The following is a 19,949-nucleotide window of genomic DNA, read 5'->3' as shown; positions in this document are numbered from 1 at the left end:
AGTATCCATGAATTTTTCTTTTTTACCGAAATATCTACCATATTTTAACTATGGTGCCGTTGTAACAATTATCATATCTATCTTGGTGGTCTTCTTGGGGACCATTCTAGGAGTGCTGTTGGCCTTTGCACAACGTTCAAAAATTAAACCACTTGCCTGGTTTGCTAATCTATATATCTGGGTCTTCCGTGGGACGCCGATGATGGTGCAGATTATGATTGCATTTGCCTTGATGCATATTAGTGCTCCGACTATTCAAATTGGGATCTTAGATGTTGATCTGACTCGTTTGATTCCAGGGATTTTGATTATCTCTATGAATAGTGGTGCCTATGTATCAGAAACGGTTCGTGCGGGGATTAATGCAGTGCCAAAGGGACAATTAGAAGCAGCTTATTCACTAGGTATTCGCCCTAAGAATGCCATGCGCTATGTCATTTTACCCCAGGCTATCAAAAATATCTTACCTTCTCTAGGAAATGAGTTTATCACTATTATCAAGGATAGCTCGCTCTTATCAGCTATCGGGGTTATGGAGTTGTGGAATGGAGCTACTACGGTGTCAACAACCACCTACTTACCTTTAACTCCACTTCTATTCGCAGCCTTTTACTACTTGATTATGACCTCTATCTTGACGCTGGCCTTGAAAGCTTTTGAAAATCGTATGGGACAAGGAGATAAGAAATAATGACTGAAACACTTATAAAAATTGAAAACCTTCATAAAAGTTTTGGAAAAAATGAAGTTTTAAAAGGGATTGATCTTGAAATCAAAAAAGGGGAAGTAGTGGTCATTATTGGACCATCTGGTAGCGGTAAGTCAACCCTCCTTCGCTCGATGAATCTCCTCGAAGAGGCTACAAAAGGAAAGGTTATCTTTGAAGGTGTTGACATTACGGATAAGAAAAACGACCTCTTTGCTATGCGTGAAAAGATGGGAATGGTTTTCCAACAATTCAATCTCTTCCCAAATATGACAGTCATGGAAAACATCACGCTTTCTCCTATTAAAACAAAAGGCGAAAGTAAGGAAGTTGCTGAGAAGAGAGCCCATGAGCTCTTGGCAAAGGTTGGTTTGCCAGATAAGGCAGATGCTTATCCACAAAGTCTGTCTGGTGGGCAGCAACAACGTATCGCTATCGCTCGTGGTCTTGCTATGGAGCCAGATGTCCTACTCTTTGATGAACCGACTTCTGCACTAGACCCAGAAATGGTAGGAGAAGTACTAGCAGTTATGCAAGAACTTGCTCAGTCAGGAATGACCATGGTTATCGTAACGCATGAAATGGGCTTTGCTCGTGAAGTAGCAGATCGTGTCATCTTTATGGCTGATGGTGTCGTTGTCGAAGACGGAACTCCAGAGCAAGTCTTTGAACAAACCCAAGAACAAAGAACCAAGGATTTCTTGAGTAAGGTTTTGTAAGAATACCATGAAAAGCTCCAAGTGGGCTTTTTCTTATAGTTTCAGACTATAGGGTATCTTAGGTAAGAAGTGTTAGAATGCCGAACGATTTTCTGTTATAATAGAGAATATTTGTTAGAAAAGAGAAAATACATGACACAGATGATTGATGGAAAGGCTTTGGCAGCTAAGCTACAAGGCCAGTTGGCTGAAAAAACAGCCAAATTAAAGGAAGAGACAGGTTTGGTTCCAGGATTGGTCGTTATTTTAGTTGGGGACAATCCTGCTAGCCAGGTTTACGTTCGTAACAAGGAACGTTCAGCTATCGCAGCGGGCTTCCAAAGTGAAGTTGTACGTGTTCCAGAGACTATTACTCAAGAGGAATTGTTGGAGTTGATTGCCAAATACAACCAAGATCCAGCATGGCATGGAATCTTAGTCCAGTTGCCATTACCAAAACACATCGATGAAGAAGCTGTTTTACTAGCTATTGACCCTGAAAAGGATGTGGATGGTTTTCATCCTCTCAACATGGGACGCCTCTGGTCTGGTCACCCAGTTATGATTCCTTCAACACCTGCAGGGATTATGGAGATGTTTCATGAATATGGGATTGACTTAGAAGGTAAAAATGCGGTCGTAATTGGTCGTTCCAATATTGTCGGAAAGCCTATGGCTCAGTTGCTCTTGGCTAAAAATGCAACTGTAACCTTGACCCACTCTCGTACCCACAATCTAGCCCAAGTAGCTTCTAAAGCCGATATTTTGGTAGTAGCCATCGGTCGCGCCAAGTTTGTGACTGCTGACTTTGTCAGACCAGGTGCTGTTGTCATTGATGTGGGGATGAACCGAGATGAAAATGGCAAGCTCTGTGGAGATGTTGATTACGATGCTGTTGCACCAATTGCTAGTCATATCACCCCTGTACCTGGTGGAGTTGGTCCAATGACCATTACTATGCTGATGGAGCAGACTTATCAGGCTGCTTTAAGAACGCTGGATAGAGACTAATCTCTACTACAATCATTCATAAATTTTTAAAAAGCAAGTTCTAAAAAGTGCTTGCTTTTTTTGATCTATTTCTACTAAAATTCCAGTAAAACTTCCACAAATTATTGAAAAACTTCTACTATTTTGATATATTAAAAGTGTCAATATGTATATGCAAAAATAAGTAAGCGTCTAGAGGGAGGTTTATTTTTTGAGGAGAAATGTAATCGCTTACTAAAACTTAGAAAGGAACCATAATGGATAAGAGATTTTTTGAAAAACGGTGTCATTTTAGTATTCGTAAATTTGCTATTGGTGCGGCTTCGGTTATGATTGGAGCTAGTATCTTTGGTCTTCAGGTAGCACAAGCAGCTGAAACTGAAACGTCAAGTACCACTGAAGAAACAATTCATCAAGTTCAACCTTTGGATAAACTTCCAGATGATCTAGCTGCAGCCATTGCAAAAGCGGAGCAAAATGGCCCACAAGATTCCGCTACCGAAAAAGAAGAAAAAGATACGGATGAAGCAGCAAAACCAGTAACTGAAGATAAAGTAACTGAAGAAACAAGTCCTAAGAAAGAAAAGGAAGTAGAAGTAGTTAGCCCTAAGGAAGAAAAAACTGAAAAACCAGCTACTGAAGTGAATGAGAAAGAACCTACAGTGGCTGAAGTGAGTACTGAAAAGCCGGCAGTTTTGGAAGAACATACTGTTGAAGCGAATCAGAACAAACCGGCAGCTGACCATAAGCCTAAGGAAGAAAAAACAGCGCCAACAGACTTACCTCAAGTTACCAAAGAGAAAGAAAAAGAAGACCAACTTTTACAGGAAAGAAAACAAAATTTTAACAAAGATTGGTATTTTAAATTAAACGCTCAGGGTGATTTCTCTAAGAAAGACGTGGATGTTCATGATTGGTCTAAGTTGAACCTTCCACATGACTGGAGTATCTATTTTGATTTTGATCACAAGTCTCCTGCTCGAAATGAAGGTGGTCAATTAAATGGTGGTACCGCCTGGTATCGTAAAACCTTTACGGTTGATGAAGCTGCCAAGGACAAGGATGTTCGGATCAACTTCGATGGAGTTTACATGGACTCCAAGGTTTATGTAAATGGTAAATTTGTCGGTCATTATCCAAGTGGTTACAATCATTTTTCATATGACATTACTGAATTTTTAAATAAGGATGGTAGTGAGAATACCATTGCTGTCCAAGTAACCAATAAGCAGCCAAGTAGTCGTTGGTACTCAGGAAGTGGTATCTATCGTGATGTGACGCTTAGCTACCGTGACAAGGTGCAAGTGGCTGAGAATGGCAATCACATTACAACTCCGAAATTAGCTCAACAAAAAGATGGCAATGTTGAAACACAAATCCAAAGCAAGATTAAAAACACTGCTAAGACTCTAGCCAAGGTATTTGTAGAGCAACAGATTTTTACCAAAGAAGGTAAGGCTGTTTCAGATTTGGTTCGTTCTGTAACCAAGAACCTAGCAGGAAATGAGACAACAGACTTTAAGCAAACAATCTTAGTCAACAAGCCAACTCTCTGGACAACAAAAAGCTACCATCCTCAGCTCTATGTTCTGAAAACTAAGGTCTATAAAGAAGGTCAGCTAGTTGATGTGACAGAAGATACTTTTGGTTATCGTTACTTCAACTGGACAGCTAAAGAAGGTTTCTCTCTCAACGGTGAGAGAATGAAATTCCATGGGGTTAGTATTCACCATGATAATGGTGCTTTGGGGGCAGAAGAAAACTATAAGGCAACCTACCGTAAATTAAAACTCCTGAAAGATATGGGAGTTAACGCTATCCGTACGACTCACAATCCAGCAAGTCCACAGTTGCTTGATGCTGCGGCAAGTCTAGGACTCTTGGTGCAAGAAGAGGCCTTTGATACTTGGTATCGTGGTAAGAAAACTTATGACTATGGACGTTTCTTTGACCAAGATGCGACTCACCCAGAAGCTAAGAAGGGTGAAAAGTGGTCTGATTTTGATCTGAGAACCATGGTTGAACGAGATAAAAATAATCCTTCAATCATCATGTGGTCGCTCGGTAATGAGGTTGATGAGGCTGATGGTGGAGAACGTTCACTAGAAACAGCCAAGCGTTTGAAAGCTGTTATCAAAGCAATTGATACAGAGCGCTATGTGACTATGGGTGAAAATAAATTCAGTCGTGCTTCTACAGGCTTGTTCTTAAAATTAGCAGCAATCATGGATGCTGTAGGTATGAACTATGGGGAGCGTTTTTACGATGCTGTTCGTAAAGCCCATCCAGATTGGTTAATCTACGGTTCTGAAACTTCTTCAGCAACTCGAACTCGTGATTCCTACTTTTATCCTGCTAAAAATCTCTATCACGATAATCGTCCAAATCGTCATTATGAACAATCTGACTATGGTAATGACCGTGTAGCCTGGGGTAGAACAGCTACTGAATCTTGGACCTTTGACCGTGATCGTGCTGGCTATGCAGGTCAGTTCATCTGGACTGGTTTTGACTATATCGGTGAGCCTACACCATGGCATAACCAAGATAATACACCAGTGAAAAGCTCTTACTTTGGTATCATTGATACGGCAGGCTTGCCTAAGAATGATTTCTATTTATACCGTAGTGAGTGGTATAGTGCTAAAGAAAAACCAACTGTTCGTATCATGCCTCACTGGAATTGGACGGATGAAACGCTCAAGGAACGTAATATGCTTATCAATGGCAAGGTTCCAGTTCGGACCTTCTCAAATGCTGCTAGCGTAGAATTGTTCTTGAACAACCAGTCCCTTGGTAAGAAAGAATTTGTTAAGAAAACAACTGAAGATGGTCGCCCTTATCACGAGGGAGCTAAACCAAGTGAATTGTATCTTGAGTGGTTGGTGGACTATAAACCAGGCACCTTAACTGCTATTGCTCGTGATGAAAATGGTAAAGAGATTGCGCGTGATAGTGTGGCAACAGCAGGGGAACCTGCTAGAGTTCGTCTCACCAAGGAAGAACATGTCATCACTGCAGACGGCAAAGATTTGTCTTATATCCATTATGAAATCGTTGATGAAGATGGCAATGTCGTTCCAACTGCTAATAATCTTGTTCATTTCAATCTTCACGGGCAAGGGCAAATCGTTGGTGTGGACAATGGGGAACAAGCTAGCCGTGAACGTTATAAAGCTCAGAAAGATGGCACATGGCAGAGAAAAGCCTTCAATGGTAAAGGTGTTGTCATTGTAAAATCTACTGAAAAAGAAGGGAAATTTACTCTTTATGCTGATTCTGCAGGTTTAGCTTCTGATCAGGCGACGGTTACAACCGTTTCAGGCAAAAAAGAAAATCGTCATTTTGTCGCTTTTGCCCCTGTTAAAGCGACTACTGATGTCAGCGAAAAACCTAAATTGCCGGAAACTGTGACAGCTATTTATAGCGATGGTAGTGTCGAAGAAAAAGCTGTGGTTTGGGCAATCCCAGATGATCTCCTTACAAGTGCTGGTGAGAAAAAGGTTCTAGGTAGTGTGGAAGGAATAGAAGCTAAGGCTGAAGCCCTTGTTAAGGTCATCGCACTTGATAAGTGGTTGCCTAAAGTTGCAACTGTTCCAGTTGGTACAGCTGTAGAAGATTTGGATAAAACGGTAACGGCTGTTTTGTCAGATGGTAACTTGGTTGATGCGGATGTCGTTTCTTGGACCTTGAAAGATCCTGCTGCTTTGTCAAAAGAAGGTGGACGAACTGAAGCAACTGGTAAATTAGTAGGCAATGACTACGAGGTGACAGCAACCTTTATCGCAAGTAATCAGGAAACCGAAAGTACTGTTACAGGTCTCACGGTTGGAGATAAGACTCTTGAAAACTTTGAGCCTGGAAAGACCTACTACCGAGTATCCCTTCCTTACAGTGCTGAGATTCCAAGTGTCGGAGCACAAACAAGAGGCTATCAGGTAACAGTTCAACAAGCTTCAGCAGCTAATGATTATCAGGCTTCTGTATTCTTGAGTGACCAGAAGGGCGATTTAGTTCAAACTTATTTGATTCAGTTTGTGAAAGAAGCCCCTGCCTTGACACGCTTGGAAGTAAGTGTAGAAGGTAAAGAAAATGCAACAGAAGATCAAATCCTTCCTTATCATGTCATTGGGCATTACGAAGATGGTTCACAGACTGAATTTTCAGCATCAGATATTCACTTGGATGCTAGTTCTACTGATGGTGGACATCTTGAAGTAAACGGACAAAACTTGCTTCTTTACACTAAAGGTAGTGTGACGCTCACTCCTCGTATTGAACATCAAACAGAGAAGACACAATCTGTAGCCACCGTAGTGGTCATCAAAGAAAACAAAGTAGCTAAGAAAATTGTTAAGCTTCATCCTGTTTCAATCTCTACAGATATCAATCAGCAACCGAATTTGCCTGATCAAATCGGAGCAGAATTTGACCAAGGTTTGCCTCGTAAGCTAACTGTAACTTGGGACAAGGTGGATGAAAAAGAACTCGCTAGCTATCATAGCTTTACCCTAAAAGGTCATGTAGAAGGAACAGACATTGAAGCTATTGCAAATGTGACTGTTGAAGGATTGCAAGTCGCAGAAGAAATCAGCCTCCCTCTTCCTAAGGGTGAAACGGTTCAATTACCAGCTAACGTTCGTGCCTACCATTCTAATGGAACAACTGTCTATAATGATGTCGTTTGGGATAAGGTGCCAGCTAACTTTAGTCAAACTGAAGGAATCTTTGAAATCAAAGGTCAATTGGTTGGTAGCTCTCTGACCACCAAGGCTCATGTTCGTGTTTCCAGTCAGGTTGTTGCGGGAAATAATATCTCTAAACAATGGACAGGTTCTCAATTACCAGCAGCTATCGTATCCAATACTGGTGGAGATGATTCTGCCAATACTCTGAACGACTTGACCGTCTCAAGAGCCAATACAGATGTCAAAAATCGATGGACAACATGGCAAACAAATACAGATAATGATTGGGCATCTATCTTGTTTGGTAACTCAGGCGATTTAACCAAGCGCTTTGTAGACAATCTTTCAGTTGATTTCTATACAGATGGTGCGATTGGACTTCCAAAAGAATATGTTATTGAATACTACGTTGGTCAAGAAATTCCAGATTTGCCAACTGATGTCAATCATGCTCAAGGAGATGCCAACCATCCATTTAACAATGCTGCCAACTGGAAAGAGGTTGAACATCTCAAAGCTCCAGGTCAATTATCCGCAAGTCAAACTAACCACTTTACGTTTGACAAGGTTGAGACCTATGCCGTTCGTATTCGCATGAAGAAGGCAAATGGAACGGATGGTGTCGGTTTGACCGAAATCACTATCTTGGGAAATAAAGTCCCAGCTGCTTCAAGTTCAGAAATTTCTATTAGAGTAGACGGTCAGAAGCTAGAACATTTCAATCCAGCTAAGACAGACTATCATATTCCGCAAACTAGTAAGGAGATTACTGCAACAGCAAGCGACAATGGTTTGGTAACAATTGTCCCTGCTACAAGCCCAGAAGGAGCAACACGTCTCATTTTGAAGGCAGAAGACGGAACCATCTTGAAAGAGTACCGCATTTTCCGTGATGGTCAAAAAGAATCTACGAAACCAGTAGCTGCCGAAAATGCTGCCATGACATTAAGTGTTGGAGATAAGCTTCAATTACCTACAGAAGTGACAGTCTACTATCCATCAGAAACAGATTGGGCTACAGATAAACTAGCTGTAGAATGGGATGAAGTGGCTGAACATGCGACAGACCAGGAAGGTACCTTTGAAGTGCTTGGTCATATCCTAGGAACAGACCTGACAACTAAGATACAAGTGACCGTTTTGGCAAGAGGAAATCAGGTTATCTCTGAGAATGCAAGCAATAATGCGACTGACTCTAAAGCCTTTGCCTCTACTACAAACGATACCGATGCTGCTTCTAATGATAGAATCTTCTATATCAACGATGGGCGATTTAATGAGGATGGACGTTGGACTAACTGGTCTCGTACTCCAAAAAATCAGGAAGTGTCGGTAGGGGTTCTCTTTAAGAAGAACGGTCAGATTACAGCTCGGTCTGTAGGAAAAGTAGCAATTCAGTTCTTCAAAGACAGTGGAACAGATGCACCAGCGACAATGGTACTCGAAAGATATGTTGGACCAACTTATTCTGAACCAAGCACCATTTCACGTTATGAAGAAAATGCTGATCATCCATTTAACAAGGCAGAAAATTGGCAAGAAATTCCTTATAAGGCATCTGGAGCAATCGAGGCTGGTAAGCCAATCGAATTTACCTTTGATCCGATTCAGACAACCGCTATTCGCGCACGTATGACTCGCAAATCAACCACTAATGGTCTCGCAATGGTCGAGTTTAGTGCCTATTCTCCAGCTAAAGCCAGTGATTCAGAAACACCTGCAGTGACAATTTCAATTAATGGAAAAGCATTGGAAAACTTTGATCCTGCGGTTTCAGAATATCGATTAACCGCTAATGGAGCGAAACCAGAGGTGACTGCCCAAACAAGCGGTCACGGTGTAGCGACTGTCGTTGAGTCAAATCAAGATAATCTTCCAACTCTTGTTAGACTCCTTGCTAAAGATGGTAGTCTTGTGAAAGAATATCGACTTCACTTTGAAGCTGGTTCAGAAGCTAGTCATGCAGTGGATGATCAAGCTCTTGTTTTAGACCGTCCAAGTCTAGAAGTTGAGAAAGCTGTCATTCCATTCAAGGAAATTATTCGTGAGAATAGTGACTTAGCCAAAGATGAACGTCGTATCGTCACAGAAGGTCAAAATGGAGAAAAAGTAGACTATGTCGAAGTATTGGGAACAAGTCGTAAGGTTGTTCATACTGAAACAAGAGAAGCAAAAGATCAAATTGTTGAAGTAGGAGTGAAAGCAATTGTTACAACTAGCAAGGGTGAAGTTCCTGCTCCAGTTCTTGAAATTCCAGAGTACACGGACCCTATTGGAACTGTAGGTGAGGAGCCAGCCCCAATAGTAAAAGTCCCAGAATATAGCAACTCTATCGGTACTGCAGGAGACCAAGCAGCCCCAATTGTTGAAGTTCCAGAGTTTAAAGGCGGAGCTAATTGGGTCGAAGCCGCTAAAAATGAAGTTCCAGAGTTCAAGGGCGGAGCTAATTGGGTTGAAGCCGCTAAAAATGAAGTTCCAGAGTTCAAGGGCGGAGCCAATGCTGTGCAAGCAGATAAAAACGAGCTCCCAGAATACACAGGAACTCTAGGAACCGCAGGAGACCAAGCAGCTCCAACAATCGATAAACCTGTTGCAGATATTCGAGGTTTATCTGATAAACCTTCAGAAACTCAGGCTTCTGCTGAGCAGACTCAGGTTTCACAAGTTCTTGGAAATGCTTCGGAAAAAGCAGACTCAGCAAGACTTCCAGAAACTGGGGAAAGTCAATCTGATACAGCAATTTTCCTAGCAGGTCTAAGTCTAGCCTTATCAGCAGCATTCCTAAATGGGAAACGCAAGGAAGAATAATGATTCATAACTCACTATTCTCAAAAAGCTGATTATTATAAAAAAAGGAGAAGACTATATAGTCTTCTCCTTTATTAATTGGGTAGTGAGGTGTATAATGAAAGTAAGAGAAAGCATGAAGGAGTAGCTTATGAAAGTCATTGATCAAGCTCTACTGAAAAAAGTGCTCATCGAGCGTCCTCGTTCTAGTCATAAGGGAGACTACGGTCGTCTTCTCTTGATTGGGGGAACGTATCCCTATGGGGGAGCGATTATTATGGCTGCTTTAGGGGCGGTTAGAAGTGGCGCAGGCTTGGTGACAGTAGCAACGGATAAAGAGAATATTTCAGCTCTGCATAGCCATCTGCCAGAGGCTATGGCTTTTGACCTTGGTGATAAGCAATTACTTGAGCAACAGTTGCAGAAGGCTAATATTGTCTTGCTTGGACCTGGACTAGTGGATGATGAGCGTGGAGAAGAGCTTCTCCAAACAGTTTTTGATCATTTAGACCAAGACCAGACCCTCATACTAGATGGTGGTGCCCTATCTATTTTTGCTAAGAGGGGGATGAAATTTCCTAAAGCTAAACTTGTTTTAACTCCACACCAAAGGGAATGGCAAGTCTTGTCAGGCTTAGATTTGGATTCCCAAGGAACTGAGGAAACAGGAGAGACTTTGAAGAAATTTCCTTCAGGAACGATTCTTGTTCAAAAAGGTCCTGCTACTCGAATTTGGCAAGCTGGTCAAACTGATTGTTATCAATTGAGTGTTGGCGGCCCTTATCAGGCGACTGGGGGAATGGGTGATACTCTGGCTGGGATGATTGCTGGCTTTGCAGGGCAATTTCCCCAAGCAAATCTCTATGAAAGAGTGACAGTAGCGACCTATCTACATTCAGCAATTGCTCAAAAATTATCTGAGGACAACTTTGTAGTTCTGCCAACCACGATTAGTCAACATATTCCTGCATTCATGAAAAAAATACAAAAAGACACCTGAAAATATCAGGTGTCTTTTGATGATTAGAAGAGGCCTTTGACCTTATCTACAAGACCGTCAATTCCTTCTGATCCTGAGACCAAAGCTTGTGCTTGGCTTAGGTACTCACCGAGTTGATCCTTGTTTTCTTCAACAAATGTTTTTGCTGCAGAAAAATCTTTGTTCTCAATGAGTTCTTTTACTTGATTAAACAAATCTAACGGGTTCATGAATTCCCTCCTTTTCTACAATTCAATTCAATCATTTTTTTTCAAATCTTGCAAAAAACTTGACTCTTCAAATAAAGTTCAGGGGTGTCAAATGGTGCAAATTTTGATATAATTTTTAGTGATGAATTTTAGAAATAATCGGTATGTGGTTGTAGATTTAGAAGCTACAAGTACCGGAAGCAAGGCAAAAATCATCCAAGTGGGAATTGTAGTCATTGAAGATGGTGAGATTGTTGAACAGTATGCTACTGATGTCAACCCTCATGAACGCTTGGATTCTCATATCAAAGAATTAACGGGTTTGACTGATAAACGTTTGGCAAAGGCTCCAGAGTTTTCTCAGGTGGCTGAAAAAATTTTTGAACTGGTCAAAGACGGTGTTTTTGTTGCGCACAATGTTCAATTCGATGCTAATTTATTGGCAGAATTCCTCTTTTTTGAGGGTTATGAATTGCGCACGCCTCGTATCGATACAGTGGAGTTGGCTCAAGTATTTTACCCTCAGCTTGAGAAGTATAATCTCGGCATTCTTTGCCAAGAGTTGGGGATTCCTCTAGAGCAAGCCCATACAGCCCTATCTGATGCCCAAGCAACAGCAGAACTCTTTCTTTGTATGAGACAAAAGATGTTTGGACTGCCAAAAGGGTTGTTGGAGCGCTTATTGAGTTTATCAGACAGCTTACTCTATGAATCTTACCTAGTCATCGAGGAAGTTTATCAGAAACAGTCTCTCCTTGTTGAGCATGATTTGGTAGAGGTGCAAGGTTTATTTTTAAGAAAAGAAAAACCTCTTCTTTCTCCGAGAAAGTTATCTAAAGATTTCCAGACCAATATTGCCTTGTTGGGGTTAGAAGAGAGAGTCACACAAGAAAACTTTGCCCAAAAGGTTCAAGAGTTTTTAGAAGGGGAAGACATATCCTTCATTCAGGCCCAAACAGGAATCGGGAAAACCTATGGTTATCTGCTACCAGCCTTGTCGTTTGAAAATGAAGGGGGAATCCTGCTCAGTGTTCCGACTAAAATCCTTCAAAATCAGGTGATGCAAGAGGAGGCTAAAAGGCTAGAAGAGATTTTCCATATTTCCATTCATAGCCTGAAAGGACCTCAGAATTATTTGAAGCTAGATGCCTTTCATGCAGCGCTAGAGGAAGAAGAGTCCAACCGTCTGTATACTCGTTTTAAGATGCAACTCCTAGTTTGGTTGACAGAGACAGATACAGGAGATTTAGACGAAATTGGTCAGCTTTATCGCTACCAGCAATTCTTACAGAACTTGGTACACGATGGCAACCTTCACAAAGACTCTCTCTTTTGGTTGGAGGATTTTTGGAAACGAGGTCAGGAAAAGGCTCGTTCCTGCAAGTTGCTTGTGACCAATCATGCTTACCTCGTTACTCGACTTGAAGATGATCCTAGTCTCTTAGAAGGGCGTCTCTTGATTTTAGATGAAGCCCAGAAAATCTTGTTGACATTGGAAAATCTTTCTCGAAAATCTTATTTGCTAACAGATTTGGTGGAGCAACTAGATCAAGCTCTATCGAGGGAAGAAGGTATGCTTCAAAGACGCTTGCTAGAAAGTATTCGTTTTGAAGTTTCTTACCTACTCGATCAGTTCTTATCTGGTAAACGTAGGATGTGTCCAGCTAGTAGCGTTGACAAGCTCCGACAAGATTTTTCTGAGTTGAATTTACCAGAATTTAAAGACTATCAGAGATTTTTTACATCTGAGGGAGAATTTTGGTTATCGACTTCAGATGTGTCTAGTAAGAAGGTTGAAATCACTTCTAGTCGCAATCATCGTTTGCTCTTTTCTCAGATTTTCCCAGAAACCTGTCAGCTATTAGGAATCTCTGCAACCCTTGAAATTAGTAGTAGGGTTTCTTTACCAGAATTGTTAGGTTTTCCTCAAGCGGCCTTTTACTGCATGAACGAACACTTTCAGGAAAATCAGGAAATCTTGTTGGTGAATGATTTTCCGTTGGTGACAGAAATTTCATCCGAGGAATATGCACAAGCAATTGTAGAAGTTTTAGAAGAATTGTTCCAGCTTGAAGAACCCATTCTAGTTTTATTTACTGCAAAAGATTTATTGTTGCAAGTTTCAGATGCTTTGAGGGTTCCCCATCTGGCCCAGTACAAGCACGGTGAACCTGCCCAATTGAAAAAACGCTTTGAAAGAGGCGAGCGTGAGCTCTTGCTTGGGGCTGGAAGTTTTTGGGAAGGTGTCGATTTTTCAAGACATCCTCGAGTGATTGAAGTGGTGACTCGTTTACCTTTCCAAAATCCAGAAGATCCCTTTACGAAAAAGATGAATCAAGAACTTCGTTTGGAAGGGAAGAATCCTTTTTACGATTATCAGCTTCCTATGGCTATTATTCGTCTTAAGCAAGCGATTGGACGAACCATGCGTCGAGTGGGGCAACGCTCTGCAGTTCTGATTCTAGATAGCCGCATGGCAAGTAAACGCTATGGTAAGCAAATCAGCAAGTCTTTGGCTCGAAGCAATCGTGTTAAAGTCATTAGCAGAGAGCAAATTTATATCAAAGCTCAAGAATTTTTAAATAAACAATGAAATGAATACCTGAAAGAATGAAGGAGGCCTTTTATGAAACGTTCTCTCGACTCTAGGGTCGATTATAGTTTAATATTACCAGTATTTTGTTTGTTGGTGATTGGAGTTGTAGCTATTTATATAGCAGTTAGTCATGACTATCCAAAAAATGTTTGGCCCATACTTGGACAACAACTGGCTTGGATATCGCTAGGGATTGTTTTTAGCTTCATAGTCATGTTTTTTAACACAAAATTTCTCTGGCAGTCCACGCCTTATTTATATGGACTCGGTCTAGCCTTGATGGTCTTGCCTTTAGTCTTCTACAACCCGAGTTTAGTAGCTGCAACTGGTGCGAAAAACTGGGTGTCAATCGGTGGTTATACACTCTTTCAACCCTCCGAATTTATGAAGATATCCTATATTTTGATGTTGGCATACGTTATCGTAACCTTTACCAAGAAACATAAAGACAAAGAACGAACGATTGGTTTAGATTTTCTATTGATTTTGTGGATGATTATATTCACAATGCCAGTTATGGTTTTACTAGCCTTGCAAAGTGACCTTGGAACAGCTATGGTTTTTGTTGCAATCTTTGCAGGACTTGTCTTATTGTCTGGTGTTTCTTGGAAGATTATTATTCCAATTTTTGTAGCAGTTGTATCGGCGATTGCAGGATTCCTAGCAATCTTTATCACAAAAGACGGGCGTGCCTTTATGCATCAGATTGGGATGCCAACTTATCAGATAAATCGTATCCTAGCTTGGCTCAATCCCTTTGATTACGCCCAGACGACTACCTATCAACAGGCGCAGGGTCAAATCGCGATTGGTAGCGGTGGAATTTTTGGGCAAGGCTTTAATGTGTCTAATCTCCTTATTCCAGTCCGCGAGAGTGACATGATTTTCACAGTAATTGCGGAAGATTTTGGATTTATTGGTTCAGTTGTAGTGGTTGCACTATACCTACTGCTCATCTATCGCATGTTAAAGATTACCCTAAAATCCAATAATCAATTTTATACCTATATCTCAACTGGATTTATCATGATGCTCTTGTTCCATATCTTTGAAAATATTGGTGCGGTTACTGGTCTTCTTCCTCTGACAGGGATTCCTTTGCCATTTATTTCCCAAGGAGGATCCGCTATTATCAGTAATCTAATTGGTGTCGGTTTGCTGTTATCGATGAGCTACCAAACCCATTTGGCTGATGAAAAGAGTGGTCGAACAAGATTCAAACGTAAAAAAGTTGTGTTGAAAAAAGTGAAATAAGGAGGTCGCTATGCCTAAAGTTGCAGTTATCCTAGCAAATGGTTTTGAAGAAATTGAAGCCTTGACGGTCGTCGACGTCTTGCGCCGCGCAAATATCACCTGCCATATGGTAGGATTTGAAGATAAAGTGACAGGTTCACATGCTATCCAAGTTCAAGCTGATCGAGTGTTTGATGGTAATTTATCAGAGTATGATATGATTGTACTTCCAGGAGGTATGCCTGGTGCTGCCCACTTGCGGGACAATGAGCAATTGGTCTCTGAGCTTCAAAGATTTGAGGAAACCGATAAAAAAGTAGCAGCTATCTGTGCTGCTCCAATTGCTTTGAATCGAGCTGGTCTCCTAGAAGGAAGAAACTTCACCTGCTATGATGGAGTCCAAGAACAAATTGCTGACGGTCACTACCACAAAGAAACAGTCGTAGTGGATGGAAATGTTATCACTAGCCGTGGGCCAGCAACAGCTTTAGCCTTTGCTTACCACTTGGTTGAAACATTGGGCGGAGATGCTGAGTCTCTAAGAAATGGCATGCTCTACACAGACCTATTTGAAAAATAATGAACAAACTGAGGAGAATCTTTCTTGATGGAGAAGATTCTTCTCTTTTTTAATGGCAAAAACCAAGGTAAACATCGCTTTTTTTTATAAAAAATGGTATAATGAAGGGTATGAAATATCACGATTACATCTGGGATTTAGGTGGAACCCTGCTTGATAATTATGAAACTTCTACAGCAGCTTTTGTAGAAACATTAGCAGAGTTCGGGATTGAGCAGGAACACGATAGTGTTTACGAGGCTTTGAAGGTTTCGACTGCCTTTGCTATCGAAAAGTATGCTCCAGGTATTGAAAACTTTCTTGAAAAATATAAGGAAAATGAAGCCCGAGAGCTTGAACATCCAGTTTTGTTTGATGGGATTCCTACTTTTTTAGAAAATATTTCGGACCAAGGTGGCCGTAACTTCTTGGTTTCTCATCGAAACGATCAAGTATTGGAGATTTTAGCGAAAACTGAGATAGCTCCTTACTTTACAGAAGTAGTGACGGCTAGTTCAGGTTTTAAACGCAAGCCTGATCCTGAATCGATGATTTATTTACGTGATAAGTATCATATAACGTCAGGTCTAGTCATTGGTGACCGTGCCATTGATGTAGAAGCAGGACATGCTGCAGGCTTAGATGCCTATCTCTTTGAGGATGTTGTGTCCTTAAAACAAGCAATAGACATGTAAGAAAAAGGGGAAAAATGACAGAAGATATTAAAAACCAACAGGCACAAGATTATGATGCCAGTCAAATTCAAGTTTTGGAAGGTCTGGAAGCTGTTCGTATGCGTCCAGGGATGTATATTGGTTCAACTGCCAAAGAAGGTCTTCACCACCTAGTCTGGGAAATCGTAGATAACTCTATCGACGAAGCTTTGGCGGGATTCGCTAGTCATATCGAGGTCTTTATTGAACCAGATGATTCGATTACAGTTATCGATGATGGTCGTGGAATTCCTGTTGATATCCAAGAAAAAACAGGACGTCCTGCCGTTGAAACAGTCTTTACTGTTCTTCACGCCGGAGGGAAATTCGGCGGTGGCGGATACAAGGTATCTGGTGGACTCCATGGTGTAGGGTCATCAGTTGTAAATGCTCTTTCTACTCAGTTGGATGTTCGCGTTCATAAAAATGGAAAGATTCACTACCAAGAATACCGTCGTGGACATGTTGTTGCAGACCTTGAGGTGATCGGGGATACGGATAAAACAGGAACAATCGTTCACTTTACTCCAGACCCAGAAATTTTTACTGAGACAACTACATTTGATTTTGATAAATTAAATAAACGTATTCAAGAGCTAGCCTTTTTGAACCGCGGGCTTCAAATTTCTATTACTGACAAACGTGAAGGACTTGAACAAACCAAGCATTATCATTACGAAGGTGGGATTGCGAGCTACGTTGAGTACATCAACGAAAACAAGGATGTTATCTTTGATACACCAATCTACACAGACGGTGAGATGGATGATATCACAGTTGAAGTAGCCATGCAGTACACAACGGGTTACCACGAGAATGTCATGAGTTTCGCCAACAATATTCATACCCATGAAGGTGGAACACATGAACAAGGTTTCCGTACAGCCTTAACTCGTGTTATCAATGACTATGCTCGTAAAAACAAACTTCTAAAAGATAACGAAGATAACCTAACAGGTGAGGATGTCCGTGAAGGATTGACAGCCGTTATCTCTGTGAAGCATCCAAACCCTCAGTTTGAAGGGCAAACGAAAACTAAACTTGGGAATAGTGAAGTTGTCAAGATTACCAACCGCTTGTTCAGTGATGCATTTTCTGACTTCCTTTTGGAAAATCCACAGATTGCTAAGCGCATCGTAGAAAAAGGTATCCTAGCAGCTAAGGCTCGTGTGGCAGCAAAACGTGCACGAGAAGTGACTCGTAAGAAATCAGGTTTAGAAATTTCAAATCTACCAGGGAAACTAGCTGACTGTTCATCAAATAATCCAGCTGAAACGGAACTCTTTATCGTCGAAGGAGACTCAGCGGGAGGTTCTGCAAAATCAGGACGTGACCGTGAGTTTCAAGCTATCTTGCCTATTCGTGGGAAAATCCTTAACGTTGAAAAGGCAAGTATGGATAAAATCCTTGCTAATGAAGAAATTCGTAGTCTCTTCACAGCAATGGGAACAGGATTTGGTGCAGAATTTGATGTCAGCAAGGCTCGATACCAAAAACTGGTTATTATGACGGATGCCGATGTCGATGGAGCTCACATCCGTACCCTCTTGTTAACTCTGATTTATCGCTATATGAAACCTGTTTTAGAGGCGGGTTATGTTTATATCGCTCAACCACCTATTTACGGTGTTAAAGTTGGTAGTGAGATTAAAGAATATATTCAACCAGGAGCAGACCAAGAAACTCGCTTACAAGAAGCTTTGGCTCGCTACAGTGAAGGTCGTTCCAAACCAACCATTCAACGTTATAAAGGTCTTGGAGAGATGGATGACCACCAACTTTGGGAAACTACCATGAATCCTGAACATCGCCTCATGGCTAGAGTATCAGTAGATGACGCTGCTGAAGCAGATAAGATTTTTGATATGCTCATGGGGGACCGCGTGGAGCCTCGTCGAGAATTTATCGAAGAAAACGCTGTGTACAGTACTCTTGACGTATAAAAAAATTGGGAAATAGTTCCCAAGGCTTGAAAAATATGATATAATCATTACAATTGTGTCAAGTATAAAAGGAGTTTGATATGTCAAATAATCAGTTGATTATTACTTTGATTGGAATTGCTGTCCTGCTTCTGATTGCTTTTGCAGTAGCCATTTTGCTACGTAAACGTAATGAGAGTAGACTTGCAGCCCTAGAAGAAAGAAAAGAAGAATTATATAACCTTCCTGTTAATGATGAGGTAGAGGTTGTTAAAAATATGCATCTGATTGGTCAAAGTCAGGTTGCTTTTAGAGAATGGAACCAAAAATGGGTAGATTTGTCTCTGAACTCTTTTGCGGATATTGAGAATAACCTCTTTGAAGCTGAAGGATACAATAACTCATTCCGTTTCTTGAAAGCTAAGCACCAGATTGATCAAATTGAAAGTCAAATCCAACTTGTTGAAGAAGATATTGCAGCAATTCGTAATGCCTTGTCTGAGTTGGAAAAACAAGAGTCAAAAAATAGTGGACGCGTTCTACATGCTCTAGATTTATTTGAGAAACTACAAAATACTGTAGCTGAAGATTCTGAAAAATATGGTCAAGCTCTTCCAGAAATTGAAAAACAATTGGAGAACATCCAATCTGAGTTTTCTCAATTTGTAACCTTGAATTCATCTGGAGATCCAGTTGAAGCAGCAGGCATTTTAGATAACGCTGAAAATCATATTTTAGCTTTGACACATATCGTTGAAAGAATTCCAGCGATTGTCACTAAGCTTACTACTGAATTGCCAGAACAACTTGAAGATTTAGAAGCTGGTTACCGCAAGCTTTTAGATGAGAACTATCATTTTGTAGAAACAGATATCGAATCTCGTCTTCAACTTCTCTATGAAGCCTTGAAGAATAATCACGAAAATATCCGTACATTGGAGTTGGACAATGCAGAGTATGAAAATGCTCAAATCCAAGAAGAAATCAATGCACTTTATGATATTTTTACACGTGAAATTAAAGCGCATAAAGCTTTTGAAAAATTGGTTGCTACCCTTCCTACTTATCTTAACCACTTGAAAGAAAATAATCAGGTCTTGGTTAAAGATATTGAACGTCTTGGGAAAACCTACTTGATTTCTGAAAGCGATGTAAATCGAGTTCGTCGTCTTCAAGCTGATATCTCAGCTTTGAATGCTACAATCGAAGAATTAACAAATGACCAAACAGAAGTTTCAGAAGCATATTCTGTATTACTAGAACGCTTGGAAAATGTCCAAGCTACGTTAAAAGATATTGAAGACAGCCAAATTGGTGTTAGTGAGCGTCTAGTTCAGATTGAAAAAGATGACATCAATGCTCGTCAAAAAGCAAATGTCTATGTCAACCGTCTGCATACGATTAAACGCTACATGGAGAAGAGAAATCTTCCAGGAATTCCACAAAAATTCTTGAAGCTCTTCTTTGATGCAAGTCACAGTACAGAAGACTTGATGGCTGAGTTGGAACAAGCACAAGTAAATATCGAATCTGTAAATCGTATCCTTGAGATTGCGACAAATGATATGAATATGTTGGAAGAAGAAACATACAGTATTGTCCAATATGCGACACTTACGGAACAATTGCTTCAATATTCAAACCGCTACAGATCATTTGATGATCGTATTCAACAAGCTTTCCAAGAAGCTTTGAATATCTTTGAAACAGCCTTTGATTATAAAGCATCTTTCGAAAAAATCTCTCAAGCATTAGAAGTAGCTGAACCAGGTGTGACAGAGCGCTTTGTTACTTCTTATGAGAAAACAAGAGAAAGTATCCGTTTCTAAATTATAAAAGAATCCTAGATTTTCCTAGGATTCTTTTACT

At 40.7% G+C, this 19,949-nt stretch carries 12 protein-coding genes; 11 read left to right on the top strand and 1 reads right to left on the bottom strand.

The window, feature by feature from the left end:
- Nucleotides 1–7: 7 nt before the first annotated feature.
- From ACXYSM_RS05155 to ACXYSM_RS05135, 5 genes are all read left to right on the top strand, one after another.
- On the top strand, nt 8–691 hold the full coding sequence (locus ACXYSM_RS05155; RefSeq protein WP_004253828.1) for an amino acid ABC transporter permease: 684 nt from the start codon (nt 8–10) through the stop codon (nt 689–691).
- On the top strand, nt 691–1,425 hold the full coding sequence (locus ACXYSM_RS05150) for an amino acid ABC transporter ATP-binding protein (RefSeq protein WP_458634589.1): 735 nt from the start codon (nt 691–693) through the stop codon (nt 1,423–1,425). The genes ACXYSM_RS05155 and ACXYSM_RS05150 overlap by 1 nt, the downstream gene beginning before the upstream one ends.
- 132 nt (nt 1,426–1,557) lie before the next feature.
- Nucleotides 1,558–2,415, top strand: a complete 858-nt coding sequence (locus tag ACXYSM_RS05145) for a bifunctional methylenetetrahydrofolate dehydrogenase/methenyltetrahydrofolate cyclohydrolase (RefSeq protein WP_458634588.1) — start codon at nt 1,558–1,560, stop codon at nt 2,413–2,415.
- Nucleotides 2,416–2,651: 236 nt separating this feature from the next.
- Nucleotides 2,652–9,890, top strand: a complete 7,239-nt coding sequence (locus ACXYSM_RS05140; protein ID WP_458634587.1) for an SIALI-17 repeat-containing surface protein — start codon at nt 2,652–2,654, stop codon at nt 9,888–9,890.
- A 130-nt stretch (nt 9,891–10,020) separates the two neighbouring features.
- Entirely contained in the window at nt 10,021–10,869 is an 849-nt protein-coding gene (locus ACXYSM_RS05135) for an NAD(P)H-hydrate dehydratase (protein WP_458634586.1), read from the top strand.
- Nucleotides 10,870–10,892: 23 nt separating this feature from the next.
- Here the strand turns inward: ACXYSM_RS05135 and ACXYSM_RS05130 are convergent, their stop codons facing one another.
- Nucleotides 10,893–11,078, bottom strand: coding sequence for a hypothetical protein (locus ACXYSM_RS05130; RefSeq protein WP_314945719.1), 186 nt, complete (start codon nt 11,076–11,078; stop codon nt 10,893–10,895).
- A gap of 121 nt (nt 11,079–11,199) precedes the next feature.
- On the opposite strand from ACXYSM_RS05130, the gene ACXYSM_RS05125 reads away from it, so the two are divergent.
- The 6 genes from ACXYSM_RS05125 to ezrA all read left to right on the top strand — a co-directional run bounded on the left by ACXYSM_RS05125 (nt 11,200) and on the right by ezrA (nt 19,909).
- On the top strand, nt 11,200–13,650 hold the full coding sequence (locus ACXYSM_RS05125) for a bifunctional DnaQ family exonuclease/ATP-dependent helicase (protein ID WP_458634585.1): 2,451 nt from the start codon (nt 11,200–11,202) through the stop codon (nt 13,648–13,650).
- 33 nt (nt 13,651–13,683) lie between these two features.
- Entirely contained in the window at nt 13,684–14,907 is a 1,224-nt protein-coding gene (locus ACXYSM_RS05120) for an FtsW/RodA/SpoVE family cell cycle protein (RefSeq protein WP_458634584.1), read from the top strand.
- Between the two features lie 10 nt (nt 14,908–14,917).
- Entirely contained in the window at nt 14,918–15,466 is a 549-nt protein-coding gene (locus tag ACXYSM_RS05115) for a DJ-1 family glyoxalase III (RefSeq protein ID WP_458634583.1), read from the top strand.
- Nucleotides 15,467–15,576: 110 nt separating this feature from the next.
- Complete coding sequence (locus tag ACXYSM_RS05110; protein WP_458634582.1) at nt 15,577–16,140, top strand: HAD family hydrolase; 564 nt, start codon at nt 15,577–15,579, stop codon at nt 16,138–16,140.
- Nucleotides 16,141–16,154: 14 nt separating this feature from the next.
- Nucleotides 16,155–18,101 (top strand): DNA topoisomerase (ATP-hydrolyzing) subunit B, encoded by a 1,947-nt coding sequence (gene gyrB, locus ACXYSM_RS05105; protein WP_458634581.1) that lies wholly within the window; start codon nt 16,155–16,157, stop codon nt 18,099–18,101.
- Between the two features lie 80 nt (nt 18,102–18,181).
- Nucleotides 18,182–19,909 carry a septation ring formation regulator EzrA gene (gene ezrA, locus ACXYSM_RS05100; protein WP_458634580.1) on the top strand — a complete coding sequence of 576 codons (1,728 nt, stop codon included), beginning with the start codon at nt 18,182–18,184 and terminating at the stop codon, nt 19,907–19,909.
- Nucleotides 19,910–19,949 lie beyond the last annotated feature (40 nt).

The sequence above is a fragment of the Streptococcus sp. V940 genome (assembly GCF_054353495.1).
This window is presented reverse-complemented; position numbering and strand designations above follow the sequence as displayed.